This is a genomic window from Viridibacillus sp. FSL H8-0110, assembly GCF_038003565.1.
In the GTDB taxonomy this organism is placed as follows: domain Bacteria; phylum Bacillota; class Bacilli; order Bacillales_A; family Planococcaceae; genus Viridibacillus; species Viridibacillus arenosi.
This window is the reverse complement of the sequence record NZ_JBBOPJ010000001.1, coordinates 2946994-2972423: the sequence shown is the minus strand read 5'-3', so window position 1 is coordinate 2972423 and position 25430 is coordinate 2946994. Positions and strand designations below refer to the sequence as shown.

Sequence of the window (25430 nt, the reverse complement as noted above, 5' to 3'; positions counted from 1 at the left end):
TATAAAACTTTGCTGGTGTTTATATAGAAAAATAGGTGAGGTGTAGAATGTTACAGATTAAGAGATTAGTAGATATCGAAGAGATAAGAGCCACACAGCAAATTGAAGAGAAGGTTTGGAAAATGCCAGTTATACCAATACACCAAACGTATACAGCATCGAAGAATGGTGGAATGATCCTAGGCGCTTATGATAATGATGAATTAGTAGGCTATCAATATAGCTTCCCAGGATTTAAGAATGGCAAAGCATATTTATGCTCTCATATGCTCGGTGTTTTACCTACTTATCAAAAAGGTGGATTAGGAGAAAAACTAAAAGCTGCTCAGAAGGAATGGGCACTTGAAATGGGCTATTCATTAATTGTTTGGACATACGACCCTCTAGAAAGCGTGAATGCTTACTTGAATCTACATAAGTTAAAAGGGATTGCAGCCTCCTATTTGGAAAATCATTACGGAATGATGGAAGATCCTCTTAATAAAGGAATTCCTACTGACAGATTTTTAGTAGAGTGGTGGATTCGTAGTGATCACATCCAGGGTGAACAAAAGAATGATGAAGTCCAAAGCTATGAACCGTTGATTGAAACAGAGCTCAATAAGAGGCAGTTTCCGATTATTAGCTCTGAGATAGAGCCAATAAAAAATAAAAAGAAAGATATAATCTTAATTCCAATACCAGAGAATTTCCAACAAATGAAGCAACAACAGCCAAGTCTTGCATTGGATTGGCGCTATAAAACGAGAAAATGGTTTCAAGAATTGTGTTTGAATGACTACGTAGCAGTGGATGTAAAACGTAATTCAAAAGAAAAGGTGAGTTATTATGTGTTTCGAAAACGTAATAGTTTATCTTTAGTGGGAAATGAGGAGGGAAAATTATGATCTATAGTCCAATTGATATTCAAGAAGTTTGCCTACATCGACTTGTAATGAAATTAAAGGAACCATTTACCACAAGCTTTGGTACATTTCAGGAGAGAGAATTTTTTGTCATCGAAATGGTTGATGAACATGGCCTCTCTGGCTTTGGTGAATCCGTCGCTTTTGCAAGTCCTTGGTATAGTGAGGAGACTGTAAAAACAAATGAACACATGATGAGAGATATTCTAATTCCCTTGCTTTTTAAGGATCCTATCGCTCATCCAGATGAAGTATCAGAGAGGTTTGGGGCTATTCGAAGAAATAATATGGCGAAATCTGCATTAGAGGGAGCGGTTTGGGATTTATTTGCGAAACGTAGCAATCTAACATTGGCAAATGCCCTTGGTGGAGAAAAGAAGCAGATAGAAGTTGGAATCAGTATAGGCATTCAATCCTCTGTAAAAGAGCTTTTAGAAATTATAAGTAATCATGTAGATGAAGGTTATAAACGAATCAAAATTAAAATAAAGCCTGGTTGGGATTACGACGTTTTGAAAGAAGTTAGAAAACATTTTCCTGATTTAGATATGATGGCAGATGCAAATTCAGCTTATACGCTGAAGGATATGGAACTGTTAAAAAGACTTGATGAATTAGATTTAATGATGATTGAACAGCCGTTAGAGCATGATGACATTATCGATCATGCAAAATTACAATCGCAGTTATCCACACCTATTTGTTTGGATGAAAGTATTCATTCATTAGAGGATGCTAGAAAAGCTATAGAGTTAGGTAGTTGTAAGATTATTAATATTAAAATCGGCCGTGTTGGAGGATTAACTGAATCGTTAAAAATCCACAACTATTGTCTTGAGAAAGGAATCCCTGTTTGGTGTGGAGGAATGCTTGAATCTGGTATTGGCCGGGCCCATAATATTGCGCTAACAAGTCTATCTCAATTTGTTTTACCAGGTGATACAGCATCTTCAGATAGATATTGGGAAAAGGATATCATTGAGCCAGAAGTCATCGTCGAAAATGGCATGATCACGATACCAGATAGGCCAGGTATAGGCTATGAATTAAATCGTGAAGTTCTTGAATCGTACCGGGTAGAAAAGAAAATAGTTACGAAAAGCAATAAGGTTTCGTTGAAGTCATAAATCATTGATGTCGGGCTGTAATCCCCCAAAACAACAATTTTGCAAATAGTTGTAGGATATACCTCTCGTCATTTAAAACAAAATAAATATGTTTATTCTCATTATGCTTTTTAAAAAGTAAAGAACTTATGACAAGATTCGATAGTTCTAAATCAATACATTAATCAGAAAACAACAGAAATATAATTTACTGTAAATGAATCAATGATTATTGGGGGGTGAGAAAAATGGAGAATCAATTTTTTGTGCAAAAAAATCAGAATAGTCCGTTAGTTGTTGATGGACATTCTGATTTATTATCTGATGTACAGATTCAACGTGAAAAAGGTAGAAGAAAGGTTATTGAAACGGATTATTATGAACGTTTAGCAGCGGGTGGAGTAAATATCATTGTAGCTGCTCTATATGTTGACAGTAGTTTTCTTCCAGAAATGGGCCTTCGAAAAGCACTGGGGCAGATAAGTTATTTATATGAAGAGGTGCAAGAATCTCCAGAAAAATTGATGATTTGCTATAACGGAGAGGATATGGAACGAGCTAAACAAATGGGGAAAATCGGTTTCTTATTGTCTATTGAAGGGGCAGAGCCAATAGGAACGGATCTTAGTCTATTAAGAGTATTTTACGAATTAGGTGTACGGAATCTCGGGTTAGTTTGGAGTAGAAGAAATGCCGTTGGGGATGGGAGTTTCTTTCAGCCAATTCGTGAAGGAAGAAAAGGAGGCATCACAAGTTTTGGAGTTAAGGTGATTGAAGAAGCAGAAAAACTAGGTATAACAATTGATGTATCACATTTAAATGATGAAGGATTCTGGGATGTGATGGAAATAAGCAAAAAACCAATCATTGCATCACATTCAAATGCTCGCTCACTTTGTTCGACGATGCGAAATCTAACGGACGAACAGATTCTAGCTATAGCCTCAAAAAATGGTGTGATTGGAGTAAATGCAGCTAGCTTACTAGTTGCTGATGAGGATACCAATTGTAATATAGAGTATCTCATCAATCATGTCGATCATCTAGTAAAAGTTGCAGGTATTCAGCATGTTGGAATCGGGTTAGATCTTTGTGAAGATTTAATTAAATATATGTCACCAGCTGATTTGGCGAATATACCACGTAAGCCATTCGATGTCATTTCAGGTCATCAAGAGATTCCTCTATTTATCGAAGGACTTATAGATCGAGGCTATAAAGGAAATGAGATTGAAGCATTATTAGGAGGGAATTTCCTTCGAATCTTTAAAGGATAAAACGAATGATTAGATTTAAGTATTGCAATTATTCTTAAGATAAATTTTAATAGATATATTTTTTAGTTTTAAAAATCAGGAAATTCAGAAATGGAGAGATGGACGATATGAAACAAGAAACAATGATGAAGGAATTCAATCAGTATGCAGGTGAAATTACGAAGAAATATCAAATTCCAGGCTTTGCAATGGGCTTAGCGAAAGAGGGTCAATTATTTTATGAAAATGATTTTGGTTATCGAAATATAGAAAAAGAGCTTCCTCTATCATCTGATACTGTATTTGGAATTGGTTCAGTAACGAAATCATTTACATGCGTGGCTATTCTCCAGCTACAAGAGGCTGGAAAGCTGTCTGTTCACGATGCTGTTGTGCAATATTTACCAGAATTTAAAACTAATAATGAAGAATATACGAAACAAATGACGATTCATCACTTTATGACTCATTCTGCAGGAATACCACCTTTAGCCGCATTAATAGGTGCAATGCGTACGAGTATGTTGCTGGATCCAACATTTGAAGAAGAGGGAAAGCCAGCAATGGATTTATCAAAGATACCTTCTATTGAAACATATGAGGAACTAATGAAAGATATAGCGAATGCAGATTTTACATTACTAGGTGCTCCAGGTACAGAGTTTAGCTATTCAAATGATTGTTATGCCCTTTTAGGTACTATTATCGAACGAGTCAGTGGAATCAGTTACGAACAGTATATGAAAGAATATATTTTAGGCCCGGCAGGTATGCACCGAAGTGTATTTCATTATGAAGAATTAAAAGGACACGAGGATGTTGCTACCATTTATAATTCACGAAAAAAAGAAGAAGAAACGATTGTGTTTGAATCTAATAATCCTTGGGATGCGCCGGCTATGCGTGCCGCAGGATTCTTGAAATCTACTATAAACGATATGATTAAATATTCTGAAATTTTTAGAAACAATGGAAAAGTAGGTTCAGTACAAATACTGACTCCAAAGAGCGTTGAATTAATGACAACACCTTATATCCAATGTGATCATGAGAAATATTACGGATACGGTTTAATGATAACACCTGACTATTTTGGCTATCGATTGATAGAACATGGAGGCTCCATTAAAGGAGTAGCAGCTCAATTGAATATGATTCCAGAATTAGGTTTAGCAGGAGTATCATTTACTAACTTAGCAGGAGTGCCTTCTACGCAACTATTATATAGTGCATTTGCAGAACAACTAGGTAGATCTATACATGATTGTCATTTTAGCTTGAAAGAAATTGACGTATCAGCTGAAAAGTTAAATGAATTTGAGGGTGAATTTGTATCAGGTGAAGGTTCGAAAGTGAAACTTCATATTGAAGAAGGAAAACTTCATATAAATGTAGATGGAATTCAAACAATAATAAAATTAATTGCTGAAGATACCTTTTTAGTACACATAAAAGACTCGAATATGATACTGCGTTTTAAAAGAGATGAAGAAGGAACAATTGTAAGGATTAAATGCGGATATAGACAAATTCCAAAGGTGGACTAAGGGGGGAGAAATTTGATTGTTAAACATCTAAAGAAATCGTATCTATTAATTACATTTTTTATTCTGTCTGTGTTTATATTGGTTGCTTGTAGTTCGGATAAGGAGTCTACCAAAGATCAAAGTGATGATTTAAACCAATCTACCTCGAGATTAAAATCAATGATTAAATTAATTAATACTCGTCGATTAGAACCGATTACAGCTGGTGCTCTTACAAATCAAAGAGAAAGTTAAATCAATTTAAGAAAAAAATTAAAAAGTGTCTTGAATAGTAGTTGTTACGGAACTGACCCAGTATATAAGACTGAAATATAAAAGCATTCACCCAACCAGTTGTCGGTATTGTACCGGCGACTGGTTGTTTTGTTTCTGATATATTCGAATGATTTTTGATAGTTTTTTCCTAAATGGAGCAGTTAAACAACCTTTAAGAAAAAATAATACTAATACTACTTAGCGAATTATTAAACTACTAATTTAAAAAAGAGCTGCAATTTGGTATCTTATGTTTGAACTTATATGAACAAAGTTGTCATATTAAAAGTCATATTTTATAGAAAAATGTAAATTTGATAAAAATTTAAGAATATTATGTATTTTAGGTAACGGAATTATATGAATTTATATATAATGATAGAAGGTAGAGTCATCTATTTTGGATTGCACAAAACCAATATAAGGATAATTTAAGGGGATGTTTAAATGGAAAAACGTAATTATAAGTTTGTAAAACCGGCTGCATCATTAATATTAGGAGCAACAGTTTTAATAGGATCTCTTGCTACGTCGGAATCAGTAGATGCTGCGTCTTCAAAATATCAAGTTTCTAATAGTAAATTAGTAGTCAAGAAAACAGGTAAAACTGTAAAAGGGTATAAGCAATTTAATAGTAAACTCTACAAAGATGGCAAACTTTATACAGGATTAAAAGGCGGTATTTATTATAAAAACGGAAAGAAGGGCACTGCTAAATATAAAGGTGTCTATTATTCAAAGGGGAAGGCTTTTACAGGGGTGAAAAGCAATACCTATTATAAAAATGGGAAAGTAGCGACAGGATGGTATGGAAAAGATAGTGCTCACATCTATTATGTGAAAGGAAAACCATTTACAGGAATCGGTGCCAATACAGGTCGATACTTTAAAAATGGTAAACTCAGCACAGGTTGGTATGGTGATGGAGCAAAACGTTCTTATTATGTAAAAGGAAAAGCGTTTACAGGTATCTCAGAAAAAACAGGTCGTTACTTTGTAAAAGGTAAGTTAAATGTGGGTTTAGCACTTTATAATGGAAAATTATTCAACGGTGAAAAGTTAAATGCAGGGGTCATTCAATACAATAACGTTTGGTACAAAGATTCTACAATTGCGAACGGTAAAATCACAACTCCGGATGGCAAAGAAATTAATGTAGTTGATGGCGTAGAGAAGAATTTTGCATTATCAATCATGCACACGAATGATACGCATGCTCATTTAGACAATGCGGCAAAAAGAACAACAGCTATCAAAAATATTAGAGCAAAAAATCCAGATGCATTATTACTAGACGCAGGTGATGTATTTAGTGGAACTCTATATTTCAATGAATTCAGAGGACAAGCAGACTTAAAACTGATGAATTTAATGGGCTATGATGCTATGACTTTTGGAAATCACGAGTTCGATTTAGGTTCAAGTCCAGAAGGGCATCAAGCTTTAGCAGATTTTATTAAAGGAGCAAACTTCCCATTCATTAGTGCCAATGTAAATTTCTCAGCAGATGCGCGTTTTACAGGTCTATTTACAGATTTAATTTCAAGTGAACCTGAAAAAGGAAAGATTTACAATGGTATTGTTAAAGTAATAAATGGCGAAAAAGTCGGCATTTTTGGATTAACAACTGAAGAAACAGTAGATATTGCGAGTCCAGGAAGTATAGCGTTTGAAAATTATATTACAGAGGCTGAAAAAGCAGTAAAAGCCTTTGAAGGTCAAGGCGTTGATAAAGTTATTGCGCTTTCACATATTGGATATGATGATAATGCAGCGGTAGACAATGATTTAACATTAGCTGCAACTGTAAAAGGCATTGACGTTATCGTTGGTGGACATAGCCATACAGAATTAAAGAAACCAGTTATTGTAGACCAAGATAGCAACAAGCAGAAAAAAGATCCAACTGTTATCGTCCAAGCATACCAATATAGCGATTTTTTAGGTACGTTGGATGTAGAGTTTGATACTAAAGGTACAGTAGTGAAATCTGATGGCGAGCTTATTGCATTAAAAACTTTAACAGATGATCCAGAAGCGGTTGCTATATTAAAACCATATTCTGATAAAGTTGCAGAAGTAAACAGTAAAGCTATCGGAGCAGTAGCAAAAAGTGCACTAGAAAACCCAAGAAAAGATAATTCAGCAACTGATAAGATTAGTGTACGTAGCAATGAAACTGCACTTGGTAACATCATTACTGACGGTATGCTAAGTAAAGCTAAGACTAAGAATAAAGATGTTATTATGGCGCTTCAAAACGGTGGTGGTATTCGAGCTGGTATTGATGCAGGTGAAATTACTGTCGGCGAAGTGATTACAGTACTACCATTTGGTAATACATTAGCAACAATGACTTTAACAGGTGCAGATTTAAAACTAGGATTCGAAACGAGTTTTAAAGAATATCCAGCAGAAAGTGGCGGCTTCCTTCATGTATCTGGTGCTAAAGTAGAATTTGACTCAAGCAAGCCAGTTGGTCAACGTGTAGTTTCCATTAAATACAAAGATGCAAGCGGCAATTACATTGCAATTCAAGACGGTGAAAACTACACTGTAGCAACTAATGCCTTTACTGCCAAAGGTGGAGACGGCTACGACATTTTTGCCAAAGCATATGCAGAAGGTCGAGTAACAGACCTAGGTCTTTCGGATTGGGAAAACTTAGCGGAGCAGTTAACATCACTAAAAGAAATTAACCCAACTACAGAAGGACGAATTGTAGATATTGCAAAGTGATTTAATACCAATCGGCAAAATTATGAATTTCATGTTAGGTTAACCAATTAATATAATGTATCCCCCTGATAGCTATAAATTGGGGGGATACTTCTTAAGCTATAACTATCTTAATAAATTACAATCAATATAGTTAGCTTAGAGATCATGTCTATTAGCGCACAATCTCAATAGCTTACATATTCACTTTGTATGAATAACTCACTTTTGTGATCATAGAAAAAGCACCTCCGAAATGAATTTTGGTATCTATACCTGAATTCAATCGAAGATGCTTTTTTATTTGTCTATATCTTAGGGACAGTCTCTATCCCTCTAAGACACTTTTATGGCATTGAACTTTAATTGAAATATGAAAAAATATGCTGTATAACGGGTTATATCTCTTCTAATTTAGGTTGATGTTTTTTCAACATGATGACGAATAAACTAGCTAACACACACATACTACCAGCTAAAATAAAAGCCCATTGATAGGAACCAAATACTTTGAAAATAACTCCACCACCAAATGCTGCAACCCCTGCGCCAACTTGATGAGCAGCCATGATCCAGCCATACATTAAGGTGCTTTTCTTAAGACCAAATTCCCGTCTTGCCAATCCAATAGTAGGTGGGACAGTGGCAATCCAATCTAAACCATAGAAAATAGAAAAAATAACTAGCCATAAGTAAGAACCTTGAGCTAAAGCAAACGGTAAAAACAGTAGGGATATTCCACGAAGCACGTAATACCAAAATAGCAGCCAACGATTATCAATTCGATCAGATAACCAGCCAGATAAGGTTGTTCCCACTAAGTCGAATACCCCCATAAATGAGAGCATTGCCGCGGCTGTTACAACAGGGATTCCAAACCCTATGCAATAGGAGATGAAATGAGTTCCAATTAAACCGCTAGTAGATAAACCACATATGAAGAAACTTCCTGCAAGTAGCCAAAATTCTTTTAGTCTCAAGCCTTCCATAAGTGTACCTAGTGCTAATTTAAATGGATTTTGCCTAAGAATAGGTTGTTCAGCAGATTGATCATTACCCTCCTGCCCATACGGTAGAAGTCCCTTGTCTTGGGGGAAGTCCTTCATAAACAGAAGGATTAATAATAAGATTAATAGACTAAGAATAAAGATAAGTCCTGTGGCGTAACGCCAAGAATATTGGTCAATGATTGTAGCTAATACAGGTAATAATATTAATTGTCCAGTTGCTGTACTTGCCGTTAAAATGCCAACTGCGAGACCACGGTGTTTCACAAACCAGCGATTTGCAATTTGTGTACTGAGTACGGTTAAGAATAATCCAGAACCAATACCGATCATGACACCCCAAATCAGTATTAATTGCCATTGTGATTGCATAACTAAAGTCAATGCAAGACCAGTTGACAATGTTAGCATTGAATAGAGCATCATTCGTTTTAAACCAAAAACCTCTACAAACGCTGCCATAAAAGGTCCCGAGAAGCCATATAAAAATAAGCTCACTGCGAAGGCAAAGGAAATGGCAGGGCGACTCCAGCCAAACTCAAGCTCAAAAGGATCTATAAAAACACCTGATGAGGATCTAATGATACCTGCAACAATAATAGATAAGAATGTAACTGGTAGAATAATCCAGCTATAGTGAACCTTTTTCATTAAGAACTTCAACTCATTTCTAGTTAATAACCATAGAATTATCAGTTTTATATAAAAAAATATGAAATGCTACATAAAGACAGTGATGAGATTAGTATGCTAAATAATACGAATTGTCTGATATAATGTCAATAGGTTGGACTAAGTTAAATTGGTTAATATCAGTTTAAAATGTTAAGTTCATTAACAAACCATGGTATAGAGCATGTTGAGCTTATACTTATAATATTGAAAATGATGAATTCCGCAATGAAAGTATTGTGTTTTTTATCTTAGAAATAGAATAGATAGTTTTGGTAAATTCAAAAATTATTGAGAAGCAGATCTATGAAATGCACAACTGAGAGGTTTTTCTAAATACTAGAACTATCTAGTAGTATATTAATTAAAACTGACATTTATTATAACTAAGGGGTGATCATACTTTGAATCAAACGATTTATTTACTCCGACATGGAGAAACTGTCTTTAATTCGCAAGGTAGGTATCAAGGTGAACTGGATTCACCATTAACAGATGATGGAATTGCCCAAGTAAATAGTATTGCTAGATTGTTAAAGATGTATATTGGAGATCCAAAAAAGTGGGCTATTATATCGAGCCCTTTAGGTAGAGCTATGCAAAGTTCTGAGATTATCTGTAATACATTAGGATTTGATGTAACTAAGGTAGAGAAGGATAATCGCTTAAGGGAGGTATCTGTTGGCTCTTGGGCGGGCTTAACAATGAAAGAAATTGAAGAAAAATGGCCGAAACTTCTAAAACATACAGATCACTACAATTGGTTTTTTAATTCACCTAATGGAGAAAGTTATACTTCTGTTGAGGAAAGAGTAGCAGATTGGCTAAAAAGTATTGAAGGTCGTGAGAAAATTATCGCTGTATCACATGGGTTAACAGGTAGAATATTAAGAGGAGTATACACCAATTTAGAAAAAACCCAAGCTTTAAAATTAGAAGTATCTCAAGATATATTCTTTAAATTAGAAAATCATAATGTTGAGAGATTTAGTATAGAATATGATGAGTATTAATTGTATATCGATTCTAATTGGCCATTTGATAGGGACTATTCAAATGGTCTTTTTTCTACTACTTAAGTGATTAGTATTTTCTTTTAGATTAAAAGATTTCTTGAGTGAAGTGAAATTGTTAATTATGTCTACCTTTTACTGTAGCATTAAAAAATATAATAGAACCTACTTCAAGTTATCTATTTGAATTCGATTAACAAGTTTTCAATGTACAAAGCATAGGATTAATAATATGAACAAAACGGAAGGTGGAATTCAGTGTTTAATCCAAATGCTCATCAACTATCATGTAACTCATTTCGTGTTATAACAGTCACGGGTAACGGGAAAGTTGCCGTTCAACCAAGTTATGTGGAACTTCAAATAGAAGTGATCACAGAAGGAAAAGATGTAAGTAAAGCGCAACAGGAAAATGCAAATATCATGAATCGTGTAATACAATCTATTTTGTCACTTAACATTCCAAGGGAGAATATTCAAACTGCTGCCTATAATATTGTGCCAAACTATGATTACATCGAAGGAAAACAGGTTTTTAGAGGTTATGAAGTGACTAATGCTCTTAATGTTAAAGTAAAAGATACAAGTCAAGTGGGCACTGTCATTGATACAGCTGTAAAAAATGGTGCAAATCGCGTTTCAGGAATTCAGTTTAAAATTGAAAATGGAGAATTTTATTATCAACAAGCGCTAAGTATAGCTCTCCATGATGCCCAAATGAAAGCAAAAACAATAGCCGAGACCATGCGATTACCAATGCTTCCACAACCGATAGAGATTGTAGAAGAGAGTAATGCGGGCCCTGTATTATATAAAACTGTTGCCATGGCTGAGCAGAATATCTCCACCCCAATCGAACAAGGGCAAATTACAATAAGTGCGTCATTAAGAGTCAAATTTCAGTATTAGTTTATAGGTGAATTTTCTAGCAAATTGAATAGGGAATAATGCAAAAATATAATCTTTTAATATAAATTGATTGGTAATAAAAAAGTAGATCACTAACAGTCTTAATAAAAAAACAACCCCAGATGAGTATAAATACTCGTCTGGGGTTATATATGATTAGCCTATATTAAAAATTAAATTCATCTGGGTTTGGACCACAGCGGAAATTCTCATTTAATCCATCAATTTGAGCCATTTCTTCAGTAGTTAGTTCAAAGTCAAAGACATTAATATTTTCTTCCATACGTGACTCAGTCATTGTTTTTGGAATTGTTACAACTTGATGTTGTATATCCCATTTTAAGACGATTTGAGCAGCTGTTTTATTATGTTTAGCAGCAATACTTTGTATAGTTTCATCTTTTAACAGTTCTCCGTTCATTAGTGGAGACCATGCTTCAACTTGGATATCGTGCTCCATGCAATAATTACGCACCTCTTGTTGTGTAAGACGTGGGTGGAATTCAATTTGATTGATAACTGGTTTGATTTCTGTTTCTTTAAGTAGATTTTCTAAGTGGTGAACTTGGAAGTTACTTACGCCGATTGAACGAACTCGACCCTCTTTATAGATCGTTTCAAGTGCTTTATATGCATCCAAATATTGATCATGACCAGGCCAGTGGATTAAGTATAAATCTAAATAATCTAATCCCATTTTTGATAAACTGTCATCGTATGCAGCAAGTGCAGCTTCATAATTTAAGCCAGCATTCCAAACTTTTGATGTGATAAATAATTCCTCACGAGTAACTAAACCCTCAGCAATTGCCTCTTTAATACCTTGTCCTACCATTTCTTCATTGCCATAAATTTGTGCAGTATCAATACTACGGTAGCCTTTTTTTATAGCTGTTTTAACAGCTTCTGCAAGTTCTGCACCATTTTCTACACGGAAAACACCGTAGCCTAAGACTGGCATTTTGATTCCATTATTTAATGTTGTTGTTTGTAAGTTCATTTTGAACACTCTCCTCAGTTTTTTCTTGTTTGACACAGATTGCTGCTAAAATGACAGCTCCTGTTACCATAATTCCTGCAATCCATGTTGTATGGATTAATCCCATTGACTTGGCGATAACGCCTCCTGCATATGATCCAATCGCAATTCCAGCATTGAAAGCAGCAATATTAATAGCAGAAGCGACATCTACAGCGCTAGGGACAAAACGCTCAGCCAATATCACGACATAAGTTTGAAGCCCTGGGACATTCATAAATGCAAAGAGCCCCATAAATAAAATCGTAATTAGACCAGCTATTTTAAATGGTACGGTAAAGTAAAGAACAAATAACACAATCGCTTGAATCACGAACATATAAAATAATGCACGAATTGGATTGTTATTAGCTAGTTTACCACCAATAGTATTACCAATGGCAACTGTAACACCATAGAATAAAATAATTAGAGTCACGGTTTTTGCCGAAAAACCACTCACTTCTTGCAATAATGGTGATAGATACGTAAAGACGACAAATGTACCACCGTAACCTAGTGCAGTAATGATGAACACTAGCGATAATCGGCCGTTTTTTACTAGCTTAAGTTGTTCACCAAAACCGATTTTGGTACCTTTTTGGATAGAAGAAGGTATTAAAACCATATTGGCAATTAGTGCGAGAATACCAATAACGACTATAAATGCAAATGCCATGCGCCATCCGAATTGTTGTCCAATTAATGTACCGAAAGGAACACCTGTTATTGTAGCTACAGTTAATCCAGTGAACATAATCGCTATCGCACTTGCTCGACGATTTGCTGGTACAAGACTAGCAGCAATTGTAGATCCAATTGACATAAATACACCATGAGCTAAAGCAGAAACTAGTCTCGCTACAAGTAATATGCCGATAGTTGTAGAAAACATGGCTATACTATTGCCAATGATGAAAATTAGCATAATCCCTAGTAAAAGTTTCTTTCGAGGAATATGGGCTAGTAGAGATGTCAGTACAGGCGCCCCGATCATTACACCAATCGCATAAATAGACACGGTCAAACCCGTTACTTGAAGTGAAGTTTGTAAATCGGCTGCAATCATTGGTAGTAAACCAACGCTTATAAATTCTGTTGTCCCAATGGCAAAAGCAGTCACTGCCAGTGCAAGCAGAGCCTTTGTATTATTTTGTTGCTGTTCTTTCATAGAATCTCCTTCTTTTAATCAGTGTGCAATTACTTGCCAAATGTTCCGGAACAAATGTTATTATGGAGCATGCAGAACAGAAAGGGAAGTACGTACTTTTTTGTTATATAGGAACCTTTTAGTAACTGCGAACGAATGTTCTTTTAAATGAAAAGAGGTTATTAATGATGGAAACGAAGAAAAAATACAATATATCAGTTGAAGCAACACTTGAAGTTATCGGAGGAAAATGGAAATGTGTGATTTTATGTCATCTCACTCATGGAAAAAAACGTACAAGTGAATTGAAACGACTGATGCCAAATATTTCGCAAAAAATGTTAACTCAGCAATTACGTGAATTAGAAAATGATGGTGTCATTAACCGTATTCTATATCATGAACTACCACCAAAAGTAGAATATGAGCTAAGCGATTACGGTAAAAGTTTAGAACCTATACTGACTTCACTTTGTAATTGGGGCGAGGAACATATTGTCAAAGTGTATGGTAGTAAAGAGGGTTACTTAGAGGATAATGGATTAAATGATTAGTTATAATGAAAAATATGGTTAATATCCAAAAAAAGGATTATTATATTAAAACGTTCGTGTTTTGTATAATTAATAATATAAATGTTGAATAACGTTCGTGATTTAATGGTAATTACATTTATTTCATAATAAAATATGTTGTATTATTCGTGTGTTAGCGATAAAATAATGGATATTCCAATCTATATGTAACTGGCGTAGCATGGATTACCATGAGGGAGCATATAGAAATTCGTCGTACGTCTGGGCAGGTATTTAGTAAGCGGAATTTTACTGAATACCTTTTTTGTTGGAAATTTTTATCGGAAAAGGTGAAAAAAGTGGATTTTATGAAGGATATTCTAGCAGCATTAGGTGTGTTGCTAAACGGTTTACCGCAAGGATTACTTGCATTATCATTTGGTTTTGCATCTGTACCAACAGCCTTGGCATTCTTTATCGGAGCAATTGGTAACTCGGCTACAGGCTCTATTCCAGTAATATCTTATCAGGCAGAGACGATTACTGTAGCTGGAACTATGGGGAAAAATATGCGCGAGCGCTTATCGATGATCTTCTTCGGAGCAGCTTTAATGACTGTTATTGGATTATTTGGTTTTCTAGAAAAAATTGTTGATTTTATCGGACCAGTTATAACAAATGGTATGATGGCTGGTGTTGGCATCATGCTCGTGAAAGTATCCCTTGATATGACGAAAAATCATAAAGCAGTTGGGATCTCTTCTTTTGTCGTTGCAATCATTACATATATGGTTACAAAAGATCTAGTCTATACCATTCTTTTCTCAGTTATTATTTCAAGTGTTGTTGGTCATTTTACACAACAGGAAAAGACAACACAACAACCAGTGAAAGAAAAATTCGTTTTACAAAAGTTAACGCTTAATATTTCAGTTATTCGCGGAGCACTTGCGATGGTTACGTTAAATATTGGTGCCAATATCGCATTTGGTAAAATTAATGGTGCATTAGCAAATCAAGAGGTTAATGTCGATCATTTAACGGTTATTAGTAGCGTTGCAGATATGGTATCTGCCTTATTTGGCGGGGCACCAGTTGAAGTTGTAATTTCTGCTACTGCAAGTGCGCCACATGCGGTGTTTGCAGGTGTTTTGATGATGGTTATGATGGGTGTTATTTTATTATGTGGTCTACTGCCGAAAATTGGCCGTTTTATTCCGAGTTCAACAATTGCTGGCTTTTTATTCGTTCTAGGTGCAATTGTCACTTTACCAGGTAATGCGACAGCTGCATTTGCTGGTGGCGGGGATTCTGCTATTGTTGGTGGTATGACGATGGTTGTTACAGCCATATCTGATCCGTTTTTAGGTATGCTTTCAGGATTGATTATTGAATTTTTATTATCTATATTTTAATATAAGGAGCTATTAAAATGACGAACACATACACTTTACAAGTAGCAGGTTTAGAAAGAGATTTACCAATCATTCGATTAACAGAAAATTTAAGTATTGCTAGCTTTGTTATTTTAGGTGATGCAGAACTTTTAAGAGAAGCTTCACCATTATTAGTAGACAAGCTTCCTGAGGTGGATGTTATTGTAACAGCTGAAGCAAAGGGGATTCCATTAGCTTATGAAGTTACTAATCAATTAGGATTATCAGCTTATTATGTTGCACGAAAAACAGTTAAACCATATATGCAAAATCCATTGATGAATGAAGTGCATTCGATTACAACACAAGCAAAACAAACATTGTGCTTTGATCAAAAAGACGCGCTAGAGATTAAGGGAAAACGCGTTGCGATTATTGATGATGTGATTAGCACCGGGGAGTCTTTAAGAGCATTAGAAGAACTTGTTGAATTAGCTGGAGGAAATGTAGTAGCAAAAGCGGCCATCTTAGCAGAAGGAGATGCGGCTAAACGCGAGGATATTATTTTCTTAGAAGAATTACCACTTTTTGATTAAATAACCGATGGATTTTATTGAAAAATTCGTGAAAAATAAATAAATTTCTATTGACTAATGGGAAATAATACTATATAGTGGTAAAAATTATAATAATGAATGCAATGACAAGGATATGAGTATTTCATAACGGTTTATAGAGAGGGAAGGCTAGGCTGGAAACTTCCTAATACGGATGAATTATTTACCACCTTGGAGCAGTATTGGTGAAAAAAGAGTAATCAGTACCGTAGAAGCAACGATAATGCTTACACAAAGCCATCAATATGTAACTTATTGAGTTATGAGATGGAAATTTGGGTGGAACCACGGGTATTATACACACTCGTCCCTTCATGAGGGATGAGTGTGTTTTTTGTTTTTTTAAAAAAATATAGAATGCAATGATAAGGACACGAGTAATTCTAACCGCTTTACAGAGAGGGAAGGCAAGGCTGAAAACTTCCTAATGCGGATGAATTATTTACCACCTTGGAGCAGTATTGGTGAAAAAGAGTAATCAGTACCGTAGAAGCAACGATAAAGCTTACACAAAGCCATCAATATGTAACTTATTGAGTTATGAGATGGGAATTTGGGTGGAACCACGGGTATATGACACGCACTCGTCCCTTTATATAGGGATGTGTGCGTGTTTTTATTTTATAAAAAAATAGGAGTGAAGTGTTATGAGTCAAAAGGAAGTTTTGATTAAGTTTCCAGATGGACATCAAAAGCAGTATGTGCAGGGAGTATCATTAGGTGAAATTGCTAGTTCTATTAGTTCTAGTCTAAAAAAGAAATCGGTGGCGGGAGAAGTCAATGGCACACGATATGATTTGAATCGTAATATTACACATGATGCAGAAGTGGAGTTATTTGATTTAGAGTCAACAGCTGGTATAGAGATTATGAGGCATACTTCAGCTCATGTATTAGCTCAAGCAATTAGACGATTGTATGGTGATGTGAACTTAGGAGTAGGGCCAGTGATTGACAATGGTTTTTATTATGATGTTGATATGGAATGTATTATTACAGTGCAGGATTTAGCGAAAATAGAGAAAGAAATGTCTAAAATAATCGCTGAAAACATAGAGATTGCACGTGTTGAATTGTCACGTGAAGAGGCGAAAAAACTTTTTCAAAAAGATCCATTAAAGCTAGAGCTATTAGAAGACATTCCTCAAGATGAAATAGTAACAGTATATCGCCAAGGAGAATTTGTAGATTTGTGTCGAGGTCCGCATTTACCAGCAACTCGATTTATTAAAGCATTTAAATTAACACATATTTCAGGGGCATATTGGCGAGGGGATAGTAACAATAAAGTACTACAACGTATATATGGTGTGGCCTTTGCTACAAAAGAAAAGATGGAAGAATATTTTCATTTTGTAGAGGAAGCGCAAAAAAGAAATCATCGTAAACTAGGGAATGAATTAGAGTTATTTATGTTCTCTGAGGAAGCACCAGGTATGCCATTTTACCTTGCTAATGGGCAAATTATTCGAAATGAATTAGAAGTGTTTTTACGTAAGCTTCAGCATCAATATGATTATCAAGAAGTACGCACGCCATTTATGATGAATAAAAGATTATGGGAGCAATCCGGACATTGGGATCATTACAAAGAAAACATGTATTTTACAGAGGTAGATGATCAAGAATTTGCTTTGAAACCAATGAATTGTCCGGGACATATGCTGATTTTCAAAGATAAACGTCGGTCATATCGTGAACTTCCGATTCGAATGGCTGAATTTGGTCAAGTGCATCGACATGAATTTAGTGGAGCATTAAATGGTTTATTACGTGTTCGAACATTCTGCCAAGATGATGCACATATTTTTGTCAGACCGGATCAAATTGAAAATGAAATTTTACTAGCCTTACGTTTAATTGATCGTGTATACAAAACATTTGGTTTTGAATATGACATTGAATTATCAACACGTCCAGAAGATTTTATGGGAAGTGTGCAATTATGGGATCAGGCAGAAGCATCTCTTGAAAGAGTATTAAAAAACCTTGGCTATCCATACAAAATCAATGAGGGAGACGGTGCGTTTTATGGACCTAAGATTGATATTCATATTAAAGATGCGATTAAACGTAGCCATCAATGTGCAACAGTTCAACTTGATTTCCAACTACCAGAGAAGTTTGATTTAACATATATTGATGAACAAAATCAGAAGGTAAGGCCAGTCGTGATTCACCGAGCAGTATTTGGATCAATTGATCGTTTCCTTGGAATATTGATTGAACACTTTGGTGGTGCATTCCCTATTTGGCTATCACCTATTCAAGTTCAAGTGATACCCGTATCAAACTCAATGCATAAAGAGTATGTTGAAGAAGTTACTAGGCGCTTAAAACAAGAGGAAATCAGAGTCAATCTTGATTTACGTGAAGAAAAATTAGGGTATAAAATACGTGAAGCTCAAATGAAGAAAATTCCATTTATACTTATTGTGGGGGATAATGAGATGGAAAATAAATCTGTTAACTTAAGACAATATGGTCAGGAGAATTCATTGGAAGTCCAGCTTGATGATTTTATTTCTAAAATTAAGAATTGCATTGAAAACAAATCTTTGAATAATAGTGAGTATGACCTTGGGTAACTAATTTCAATTTATTCAAGTGTCATAAGCAAAACCAACGAGTATCATTAGTTTTTTATAAATTTAATTTATACCTCTCCTTCTTTACAATAATAATAAAGGAGGAGAGGGAATGAAAATATTTAAGCAAAATTATACTGCATTACGCGAAAGGCTACTAAATTTTTAATAAATCGCCTGTCAATGAACCTTTAATCTAACAGTGTTTGTAATATAATAGTAACATCTAATTTTTAAAAATATATAAAAGAGTACAAAGTTGATTTTAAGGATAGCTGAGTATGAAAGGAGAAATCATGGAGGGGAACAATAAGTCTAATTCAATTGATGAATACATTTTACAATTTCCTCATGAGGTTCAGGAAAAACTAAAAACGATAAGAAAAGTTATAAAAGATGCAGTACCGGAGGCAGAAGAAAAAATTAGTTATCAAATGCCTACCTTTGCTTTACATGGCAATCTGGTACATTTTGCTGCCTATAAAAAACATATAGGATTTTATCCAACTTCTAGCGGGATTGTTGCTTTTGAACATGAATTATCGGATTATAAAAGTTCAAAGGGAGCAGTGCAGTTTCCACTAGAAAAGCCGATTCCTTATGAATTAGTAAGTGAGATAGTTAAATTCAGAGCTGCTGAGAATAAAAAGAAAGCTGATGGCAAATTAAAAAAGAAATAATAAACTCATTCAATTTAAAAGAAAAGAGTATGTTTTAAGTGAAATTTAAAACATACTCTTTTTGTTTGTTCATTAATTAAGGCGTTTAGTATTGTTTTTATAATTATTGATGGAAAGCACTAATACTGACACGCTTTAAGTCATTACGGATCAATTAAAGTGAAATTTTGTTGAGTGAAAATTATATTGATAGAAGTATTACGGTATTTATGAAAGAGCAAGCAGTATTTCAGTTTTGAATATATAAGTTACGGAATATTCAATTGTAAAGCTTGCTTTACAATATAATGATGGGTATTATGGTTAATATAACCAATTTTTTATTAGCAATTGCATTAAACATTGAGAATCCCAATAGACTTTAATTTTAAATTGGAAGGAATGAAGACGAATGAAACAAACACAGATGGGCTATATCATTATGGGCATTATATTTGGTGTTCTGGCTTTATTTATGAATGGTGTTTCATTAAGTGTAAATAAATTTCCATCTTCACTAATGTTAATTGCTATTAGCATTATGTGTTTCTGCTTAGCTTTCTTAGTGCAACATCTTGCTGCAAAAGATGAACGAGCACAAAAAATAAGAGAGCGATCCATTTATGTGAATTATTTTATCCTTATAGCAGTAGTTGTAATATTAATGATAGTCTTTAATCCAGTTAGTAACTTACAAATAGAAGCATACAATCTACTCTCAATCATGATGACGGTATATATATCATCCGTATTTTTAACTATGGTTTACTATGCGAAGAGATATTAATGTTAGATGATAAATCGATTGAAGTATAAGATAGTTGATAAAGAATAATGATAAGGCAATGGAAATATAGGAGTGATAGACTTGGGATATATTATGGATTTGAGAAAGATAGTAGGCACTAGGCCACTATTAATGGTAGGCGCCAGTGTACTGGTCGTAAATAAAGATAAACAACTATTACTTCAACTAAGAACAGATAACCAATGTTGGGGATTACCTGGCGGGTCATTAGAATTAGGAGAAAAATTAGAAGATGCAGCAAGACGGGAATTAGCAGAAGAAACAGGACTAATTACAAAAAAACTGCAATTATTTAATGTTTATTCTGGAGAAAATCTTTACTATAAATATCCGCATGGTGACGAGGTTTATAATGTTACTAGTACATATATTTGTGATGAATATAGTGGTGAATTAAAAGAAGATCTATCGGAAGTTATGGAATTGAAATTTTTTAAAATGGATTCATTACCTTCAGTGATTAGTCCTCCGGATAAACAAGTTATTGCAGATTTTAAACGGTGCACTTCAATAAATAAAGAGGGAATTGATAAAATTTTACCGTGGTCAACACCATCTAGTTCTAGTTGCAAGGTACCGAAAAAAAGTGAAGCTAACAAATAATAACTCCAAAATCAACTTTTATTGTTGATTTTGGAGTTATATTATTTTTACTCTATGTTTGTTTCTAAAGTTAAATCTGTATAGGAATAATCCTCACCTTTATTTAAGATTACTTCACATTGACGTAATCTTAATTCAAAGAGCGTTATAGGATCATGATAAACTTCAGGATTTGATTTCATTTTATGCAGTGTATCTTGTTTTTCTTGTATTTCTATATGAGTGTTTTCTACAGCTTGTTCCAACTCGCCAAATGGACTTCTAAAGAATATATTAATATCCCGCGCTTGAGCGTTTTCAAATAGCTCAAATTGCAAGAAAAATTTGTTCATAATAGAATCCGTTACATCAGTATAATCTTCATTTTCTAAATACTGTTTGTATTTGTTATATAACATAGCTTTGTTTTTAGGAAGAACGCCAAACAATTTACCGGCACTTTTCAGTAAAAATTGTGCTGGTGTAAATCTGCGCAAGATATTTACTTCTTCCATTTGTATTCTAGTTGTCATTCTATCGGTATCTCTCCGCCAGTCATCAAGCACTTTAAAGTCACATTCTAGCTGTATTCGATTTTCTCCATATAAAGAATTAAGTTCTTCACTGATTTCTTCTAAGTACGATTGACTTTGAAGGAACTCATTATTAGAAGTTGCAATCCAATTTTGCATAGAGCGAGCAAGATTAGGTAACACAGTTTTTTCTAGATATTTTTGAACTCTTTCGTTCATCGCTGTATTTAGTTCAATGTCAATGTGCCCAAAATCGCTTTCTTCACTAATTAAATCAGAACAACTCTGTAATAGTTTCGGAATATGTTCTGTAAGATCATTAGCAATTTCGTATTTCATTGTCCGATATGATTCTGTAATTAAATGAATTTTTTCCTTCTCAAAAGCAGTAAGGTTATTAATAAAACCATTTAGTTTAACTAACATATCTTCATTCCAATTAATAGAATCCACTAGGTTATTTTCCATCTCGATGCGTTTATCCAAAAGATATGAAATTGTTTTTCGAATGAAAAACAATAGCTTTTCAGTACGTTCTGCATCGATATTTTTATGGTTAAAGTTAGAATGAATAAACTCAGATAATTTGTTTAGTTGTTGACTATTTGTATATAACGAAGAGTAAGGGAAAATTCGCGCATGCGGGAAATATGCGTTTATTCTCACTTGCGTATCATCTAAAACTCTTTTTGCTTCTGCTTCACTGTAAATGTTATCGATTTTATTTAATAAGAAATGAATTTGTAGATTTGGTGTATGTTCTTGAATACTTAATAGAATATCACGTTCTTTGTCAGTAAAAGGTGAATCCGCATTCAATACGAATAATAATTCGTCTACAGAATTTAAATATTCAAATGTCTCATCTCTAGTGTCGTTGTTCCTATTAAAGCTTGGTGTAACAACCAAAGTAAGTTTATTTTTACTTAAAAATCTGCATGGTAATTTAAATTCAACATATGCTCTATCTCTATCTGATTGAGGGTGCAGAGACATCATGTTATGGTAATCTGAGAAATTCTCAGTTGTTGTAATTGCTGAATCTGATATCGCGTTAATTTCTGTATGAGCTTCATTATTAAAGACAACTACATTTGAGACTGAGTTTTCTAATATATTTTCACCAAGTATAGAGTTAATAAATGAAGCTTTTCCGTTTCCTGAAGTTCCAGTCACTAAAAGGCGATTTGTTCTTAAATCTGCAAGCTCGCTAACTAACCATCTAAATCGATGACCTATTTCTAAATCATGTTTTTGTGCCCACTGTGTAATAGATTCAAAAAGATGTAAACTATACTCTAAGCCATTCACATGATTAATAGAATATGACAGTAGGTTTTCCGCATGTTTTATATTTGCTGAATCTATTTCGGAAGGGAAAATCTCATCCCATGCCAAAACTGCAGCAGATGGAAATACAGAATGAGACGGATTGGCTACCTTTAACCAATTTGTTAAAAGATTTGGAATGATATCGTGTAATTCTCTTAGCATATATTGACCTTGGATTAATTCAAAGTACGTTTCTTCGTAAAGAGAAGAAATGTTGTCCCATATATCGGAAGAATGGATTTCGATTAGTAAGAAAAATTCATTTATTGTTTTGAGCCATAATAAGTAATTTTGTTCATTTTTATAGCTGTGCCAAAGTGATGAAACAATTTGGGTAAATTGTACTTGATCAACATTATTTAATGTAACTAATACTTCATAAAAATAGTCTGGTGAAATATTTTTAGTAAAGCCTTTATTGATATATTCTTTTAGAACCTCAAACCAAGGAGAAGATTCTGTTCGAATTAACTCATTCACAGCAAGCTCTACTGCACTGTCAAAATCTTGCTGTTCTTCATAAAAGGAACGTGCAATTTTTGTAACATTTGGATAATCGGGATTTAAAGAAACCGCTTCTTTAATAGCAGCGAAAGCTGAATCAAGATTATTTTGCTCGATGTAAAGAGATAGTAATTGCAGTACAATTTCAGTCATAAGTATTTTGTTATCAGTAGTAATGGAGGTATAAACATTTTCAGCAACTGATAATTGGTTAAGTTCGAAGTAAGCATCCGCAATATTCTTTTGTGCCCATGGTGCTAATTCATTACTAACTTTCTCCCATTTAAAAATAGCTGATTCAAAATCTTGATGGTGATAATAAAATTCACCTTGTGCAAAACGAATATAAGATCCATCGGAAATCTCATTTTTTTGTTCGTTTAAATAAGCTTCCCCAAGTACTTGAAGAGGTGGATGTGTTTCATTCTCTATTAGGAATGTTTCATAATATATCTTTTTGATTAATTGTTTTTCTAATCTCATTTTTTCCTCCACTATATCTTGAAGAATACATTTTTCTCCATGTGACAACACTTTTTAGTATTGTTGCTTTTTATTTTAACAAAGAATTTCTTTTGGGAAATTTCATTTATCTTTCATTTTTTAAGTAAGATTGAAATTCAATGAGAAAAGTTTCATTTTTTTATCAATTTCCTTTCCAAGTGGTGTGAAAACAGAAAATGTTTCTAATAACTTAATATGAATATAATATTCTACATTAAGTTGTAACATTCCATGTAGAGTTCGTATAAAAAACAATGTATAGTGAATACGTATTGGAATAGGGTGATAAGAGGTTTTGCAAAAAAGTATATGAAAATCTGTCCATATTATTATCATTTTTTGAGAAGGAGAATTTTACAACATGATTATGCAATTAAAGAGAATGGGGTCATTATTGGCTGCTACTGTGTTGATGCTGAGTATTTGGATAGGGGTTACACCTAATTCTGTAGAAGCTGCCACAAAGAGTGTTTATACAATTTCACCAAAAACAGTACCTGTAGATAAAAAGATGTTGAAATACACTACATATAATAGTAATACTAAGCATTATTATGTTCTACGTTCCTATCTAGAGAAATTGGAGAAAAAAGGTGGCGGAACGCTCGTATTAAAAAAAGGAACTTACATAATTAGTAATACGCTATATGTTCCATCGAATGTAACAATAAAAATGAAGGATGGCGTAAGTATTGTTAAAGGTCAGAAAACGGGTACAAGCAAATTTAAAGCTTCAAAATCAATTTTTCAATTAATCAAACCATCAAAAGCCAATAAATCGGGTGTATATGGCAAATATAATGGTGAAAAGAATATTTCCTTTATAGGTGAAGGTAAAGTAACAATTGATATGAATTACGAGAAAGATAGCATTGCCTTGATCATGGGGCATAACCAAAATGTAAAAGTGGAAAATATTCAATTTAAGAATATGTATTCTGGACATTTTATCGAACTAGATGCTTCTAAGAATGTTGTGATACGAAAAAATACGTTTACAAATTCCAAAGCATCAGCTAATAAGAACAAAGAAGCCATTAATATTGATACACCGGATAAAACGACAGCAGGGTGGAGTCAAAAATGGAGCAAGTATGATAAGACACCAAATCAAAATATAACAATTGAAAACAATCAATTTAAGAATCTTGATCGAGCTATAGGTACCCATAAATATTCAGGTAAAATGTATCATGATAAAGTAATCATTCGTAATAATCAAATTGACAAAATACGCTTGGATGCTATTCGTGTTATGAATTGGACGAATGCTGTTATTGAAAAAAACCTAATCCGGAATGTAGCAAATGGAAATGCTAGTACCCGTGGGATTTTAGCTAGTGGCGCAATCAACCCAACATTTAAAAACAATACTTTTGAGTCAGTAGGAAGAACGATTCAGTTTATGGCTTGGAAGAACAGTGGTCCAGGCTCACAATACGATATTACGTACAATAAGCTAAGTGAAGCTAACAAAAAAGCACTTCTAACAAACAAAGCAGTTAATACTTCTGAAACGATTATTCGAATTAATAATACCTACAATGAGTTCATACAAAACACTGAAAAAATTCAACTTGCGTCAAAGTGATTTACATGGGGAAAAGAGACCTTCTACTCTGTAACACTAAAGACAAGTAATTGTACATGATAATTCATTCATAATATGTTACACATATTATGAATGAATTACATCACTAAGTAATTTCAGTTGCATACATTTTTTTATTTTTGCTATTTTACTGTTGATTTTCTATAACTTAATAAAATGGGCGTATTCGAAAATCAGCATCTCCTATTAATTAACAATAAAAAGAAAATAATTAATAATTATAGTGATATTTAACAAACTGCTA

The 25430-nt window shown here is 33.9% G+C and carries 20 protein-coding genes, 1 riboswitch and 1 other annotated feature; of the genes, 16 read left to right on the top strand and 4 right to left on the bottom strand.

The window, feature by feature from the left end:
• The first annotated feature begins 47 nt into the window (after positions 1–47).
• The 6 genes from MHH98_RS14860 to MHH98_RS14835 all read left to right on the top strand — a co-directional run bounded on the left by MHH98_RS14860 (position 48) and on the right by MHH98_RS14835 (position 7808).
• Entirely contained in the window at positions 48–887 is an 840-nt protein-coding gene (locus MHH98_RS14860) for a GNAT family N-acetyltransferase (RefSeq protein ID WP_038190226.1), read from the top strand.
• Positions 884–2032: an o-succinylbenzoate synthase gene (gene menC, locus MHH98_RS14855; protein WP_445329612.1), complete on the top strand. Its 1149-nt coding sequence runs from the start codon at positions 884–886 to the stop codon at positions 2030–2032. The genes MHH98_RS14860 and menC overlap by 4 nt, the downstream gene beginning before the upstream one ends.
• Before the next feature lie 227 nt (positions 2033–2259).
• The gene (locus MHH98_RS14850; RefSeq protein WP_340711436.1) at positions 2260–3288 is read left to right on the top strand and encodes a dipeptidase; all 1029 of its coding nucleotides are present in this window, start codon (positions 2260–2262) and stop codon (positions 3286–3288) included.
• Positions 3289–3395: 107 nt separating this feature from the next.
• On the top strand, positions 3396–4814 hold the full coding sequence (locus tag MHH98_RS14845) for a serine hydrolase domain-containing protein (RefSeq protein ID WP_076033942.1): 1419 nt from the start codon (positions 3396–3398) through the stop codon (positions 4812–4814).
• 12 nt (positions 4815–4826) lie between these two features.
• Positions 4827–5048 (top strand): hypothetical protein, encoded by a 222-nt coding sequence (locus MHH98_RS14840; RefSeq protein ID WP_340711434.1) that lies wholly within the window; start codon positions 4827–4829, stop codon positions 5046–5048.
• Positions 5049–5516: 468 nt separating this feature from the next.
• Positions 5517–7808 carry a 5'-nucleotidase C-terminal domain-containing protein gene (locus MHH98_RS14835; protein ID WP_340711432.1) on the top strand — a complete coding sequence of 764 codons (2292 nt, stop codon included), beginning with the start codon at positions 5517–5519 and terminating at the stop codon, positions 7806–7808.
• 377 nt (positions 7809–8185) lie between these two features.
• Here the strand turns inward: MHH98_RS14835 and MHH98_RS14830 are convergent, their stop codons facing one another.
• Positions 8186–9445 carry an MFS transporter gene (locus MHH98_RS14830; protein ID WP_076065135.1) on the bottom strand — a complete coding sequence of 420 codons (1260 nt, stop codon included), beginning with the start codon at positions 9443–9445 and terminating at the stop codon, positions 8186–8188.
• Between the two features lie 425 nt (positions 9446–9870).
• On the opposite strand from MHH98_RS14830, the gene MHH98_RS14825 reads away from it, so the two are divergent.
• Positions 9871–10479, top strand: a complete 609-nt coding sequence (locus tag MHH98_RS14825; RefSeq protein WP_038190220.1) for a histidine phosphatase family protein — start codon at positions 9871–9873, stop codon at positions 10477–10479.
• A 258-nt stretch (positions 10480–10737) separates the two neighbouring features.
• Positions 10738–11388: an SIMPL domain-containing protein gene (locus MHH98_RS14820; RefSeq protein ID WP_038190217.1), complete on the top strand. Its 651-nt coding sequence runs from the start codon at positions 10738–10740 to the stop codon at positions 11386–11388.
• 166 nt (positions 11389–11554) lie between these two features.
• Here the strand turns inward: MHH98_RS14820 and MHH98_RS14815 are convergent, their stop codons facing one another.
• The gene (locus MHH98_RS14815; protein ID WP_076033939.1) at positions 11555–12388 is read right to left on the bottom strand and encodes an aldo/keto reductase; all 834 of its coding nucleotides are present in this window, start codon (positions 12386–12388) and stop codon (positions 11555–11557) included.
• On the bottom strand, positions 12360–13577 hold the full coding sequence (locus tag MHH98_RS14810; RefSeq protein ID WP_340713153.1) for an MFS transporter: 1218 nt from the start codon (positions 13575–13577) through the stop codon (positions 12360–12362). The genes MHH98_RS14815 and MHH98_RS14810 overlap by 29 nt, the downstream gene beginning before the upstream one ends.
• A 167-nt stretch (positions 13578–13744) precedes the next feature.
• Between MHH98_RS14810 and MHH98_RS14805 the strand changes: the two genes are divergently transcribed.
• The 7 genes from MHH98_RS14805 to MHH98_RS14775 all read left to right on the top strand — a co-directional run bounded on the left by MHH98_RS14805 (position 13745) and on the right by MHH98_RS14775 (position 20722).
• Complete coding sequence (locus MHH98_RS14805; RefSeq protein WP_038191115.1) at positions 13745–14110, top strand: winged helix-turn-helix transcriptional regulator; 366 nt, start codon at positions 13745–13747, stop codon at positions 14108–14110.
• Between the two features lie 178 nt (positions 14111–14288).
• Positions 14289–14366, top strand: a riboswitch (ZMP/ZTP riboswitch).
• Positions 14367–14439: 73 nt separating this feature from the next.
• Positions 14440–15486, top strand: a complete 1047-nt coding sequence (locus tag MHH98_RS14800; RefSeq protein WP_076065245.1) for a solute carrier family 23 protein — start codon at positions 14440–14442, stop codon at positions 15484–15486.
• Positions 15487–15503: 17 nt separating this feature from the next.
• Positions 15504–16043 (top strand): phosphoribosyltransferase family protein, encoded by a 540-nt coding sequence (locus MHH98_RS14795; protein WP_038190213.1) that lies wholly within the window; start codon positions 15504–15506, stop codon positions 16041–16043.
• Between the two features lie 95 nt (positions 16044–16138).
• Positions 16139–16379 (top strand) — a binding site (T-box leader).
• A 332-nt stretch (positions 16380–16711) separates the two neighbouring features.
• Positions 16712–18652, top strand: coding sequence for a threonine--tRNA ligase (gene thrS, locus MHH98_RS14790; RefSeq protein WP_076033938.1), 1941 nt, complete (start codon positions 16712–16714; stop codon positions 18650–18652).
• Positions 18653–18948: 296 nt separating this feature from the next.
• Positions 18949–19332, top strand: a complete 384-nt coding sequence (locus MHH98_RS14785; protein WP_038191111.1) for an iron chaperone — start codon at positions 18949–18951, stop codon at positions 19330–19332.
• A 391-nt stretch (positions 19333–19723) separates the two neighbouring features.
• Positions 19724–20098, top strand: a complete 375-nt coding sequence (locus MHH98_RS14780; RefSeq protein WP_038190204.1) for a hypothetical protein — start codon at positions 19724–19726, stop codon at positions 20096–20098.
• Positions 20099–20179: 81 nt separating this feature from the next.
• Positions 20180–20722, top strand: coding sequence for an NUDIX hydrolase (locus MHH98_RS14775; RefSeq protein WP_076033937.1), 543 nt, complete (start codon positions 20180–20182; stop codon positions 20720–20722).
• 47 nt (positions 20723–20769) lie between these two features.
• On the opposite strand, the gene MHH98_RS14770 is transcribed toward MHH98_RS14775, so the two are convergent.
• Complete coding sequence (locus MHH98_RS14770; RefSeq protein WP_076065133.1) at positions 20770–23553, bottom strand: dynamin family protein; 2784 nt, start codon at positions 23551–23553, stop codon at positions 20770–20772.
• A gap of 382 nt (positions 23554–23935) precedes the next feature.
• On the opposite strand from MHH98_RS14770, the gene MHH98_RS14765 reads away from it, so the two are divergent.
• Positions 23936–25165, top strand: a complete 1230-nt coding sequence (locus tag MHH98_RS14765; RefSeq protein WP_083669565.1) for a right-handed parallel beta-helix repeat-containing protein — start codon at positions 23936–23938, stop codon at positions 25163–25165.
• The last annotated feature ends 265 nt before the right edge of the window (positions 25166–25430 follow it).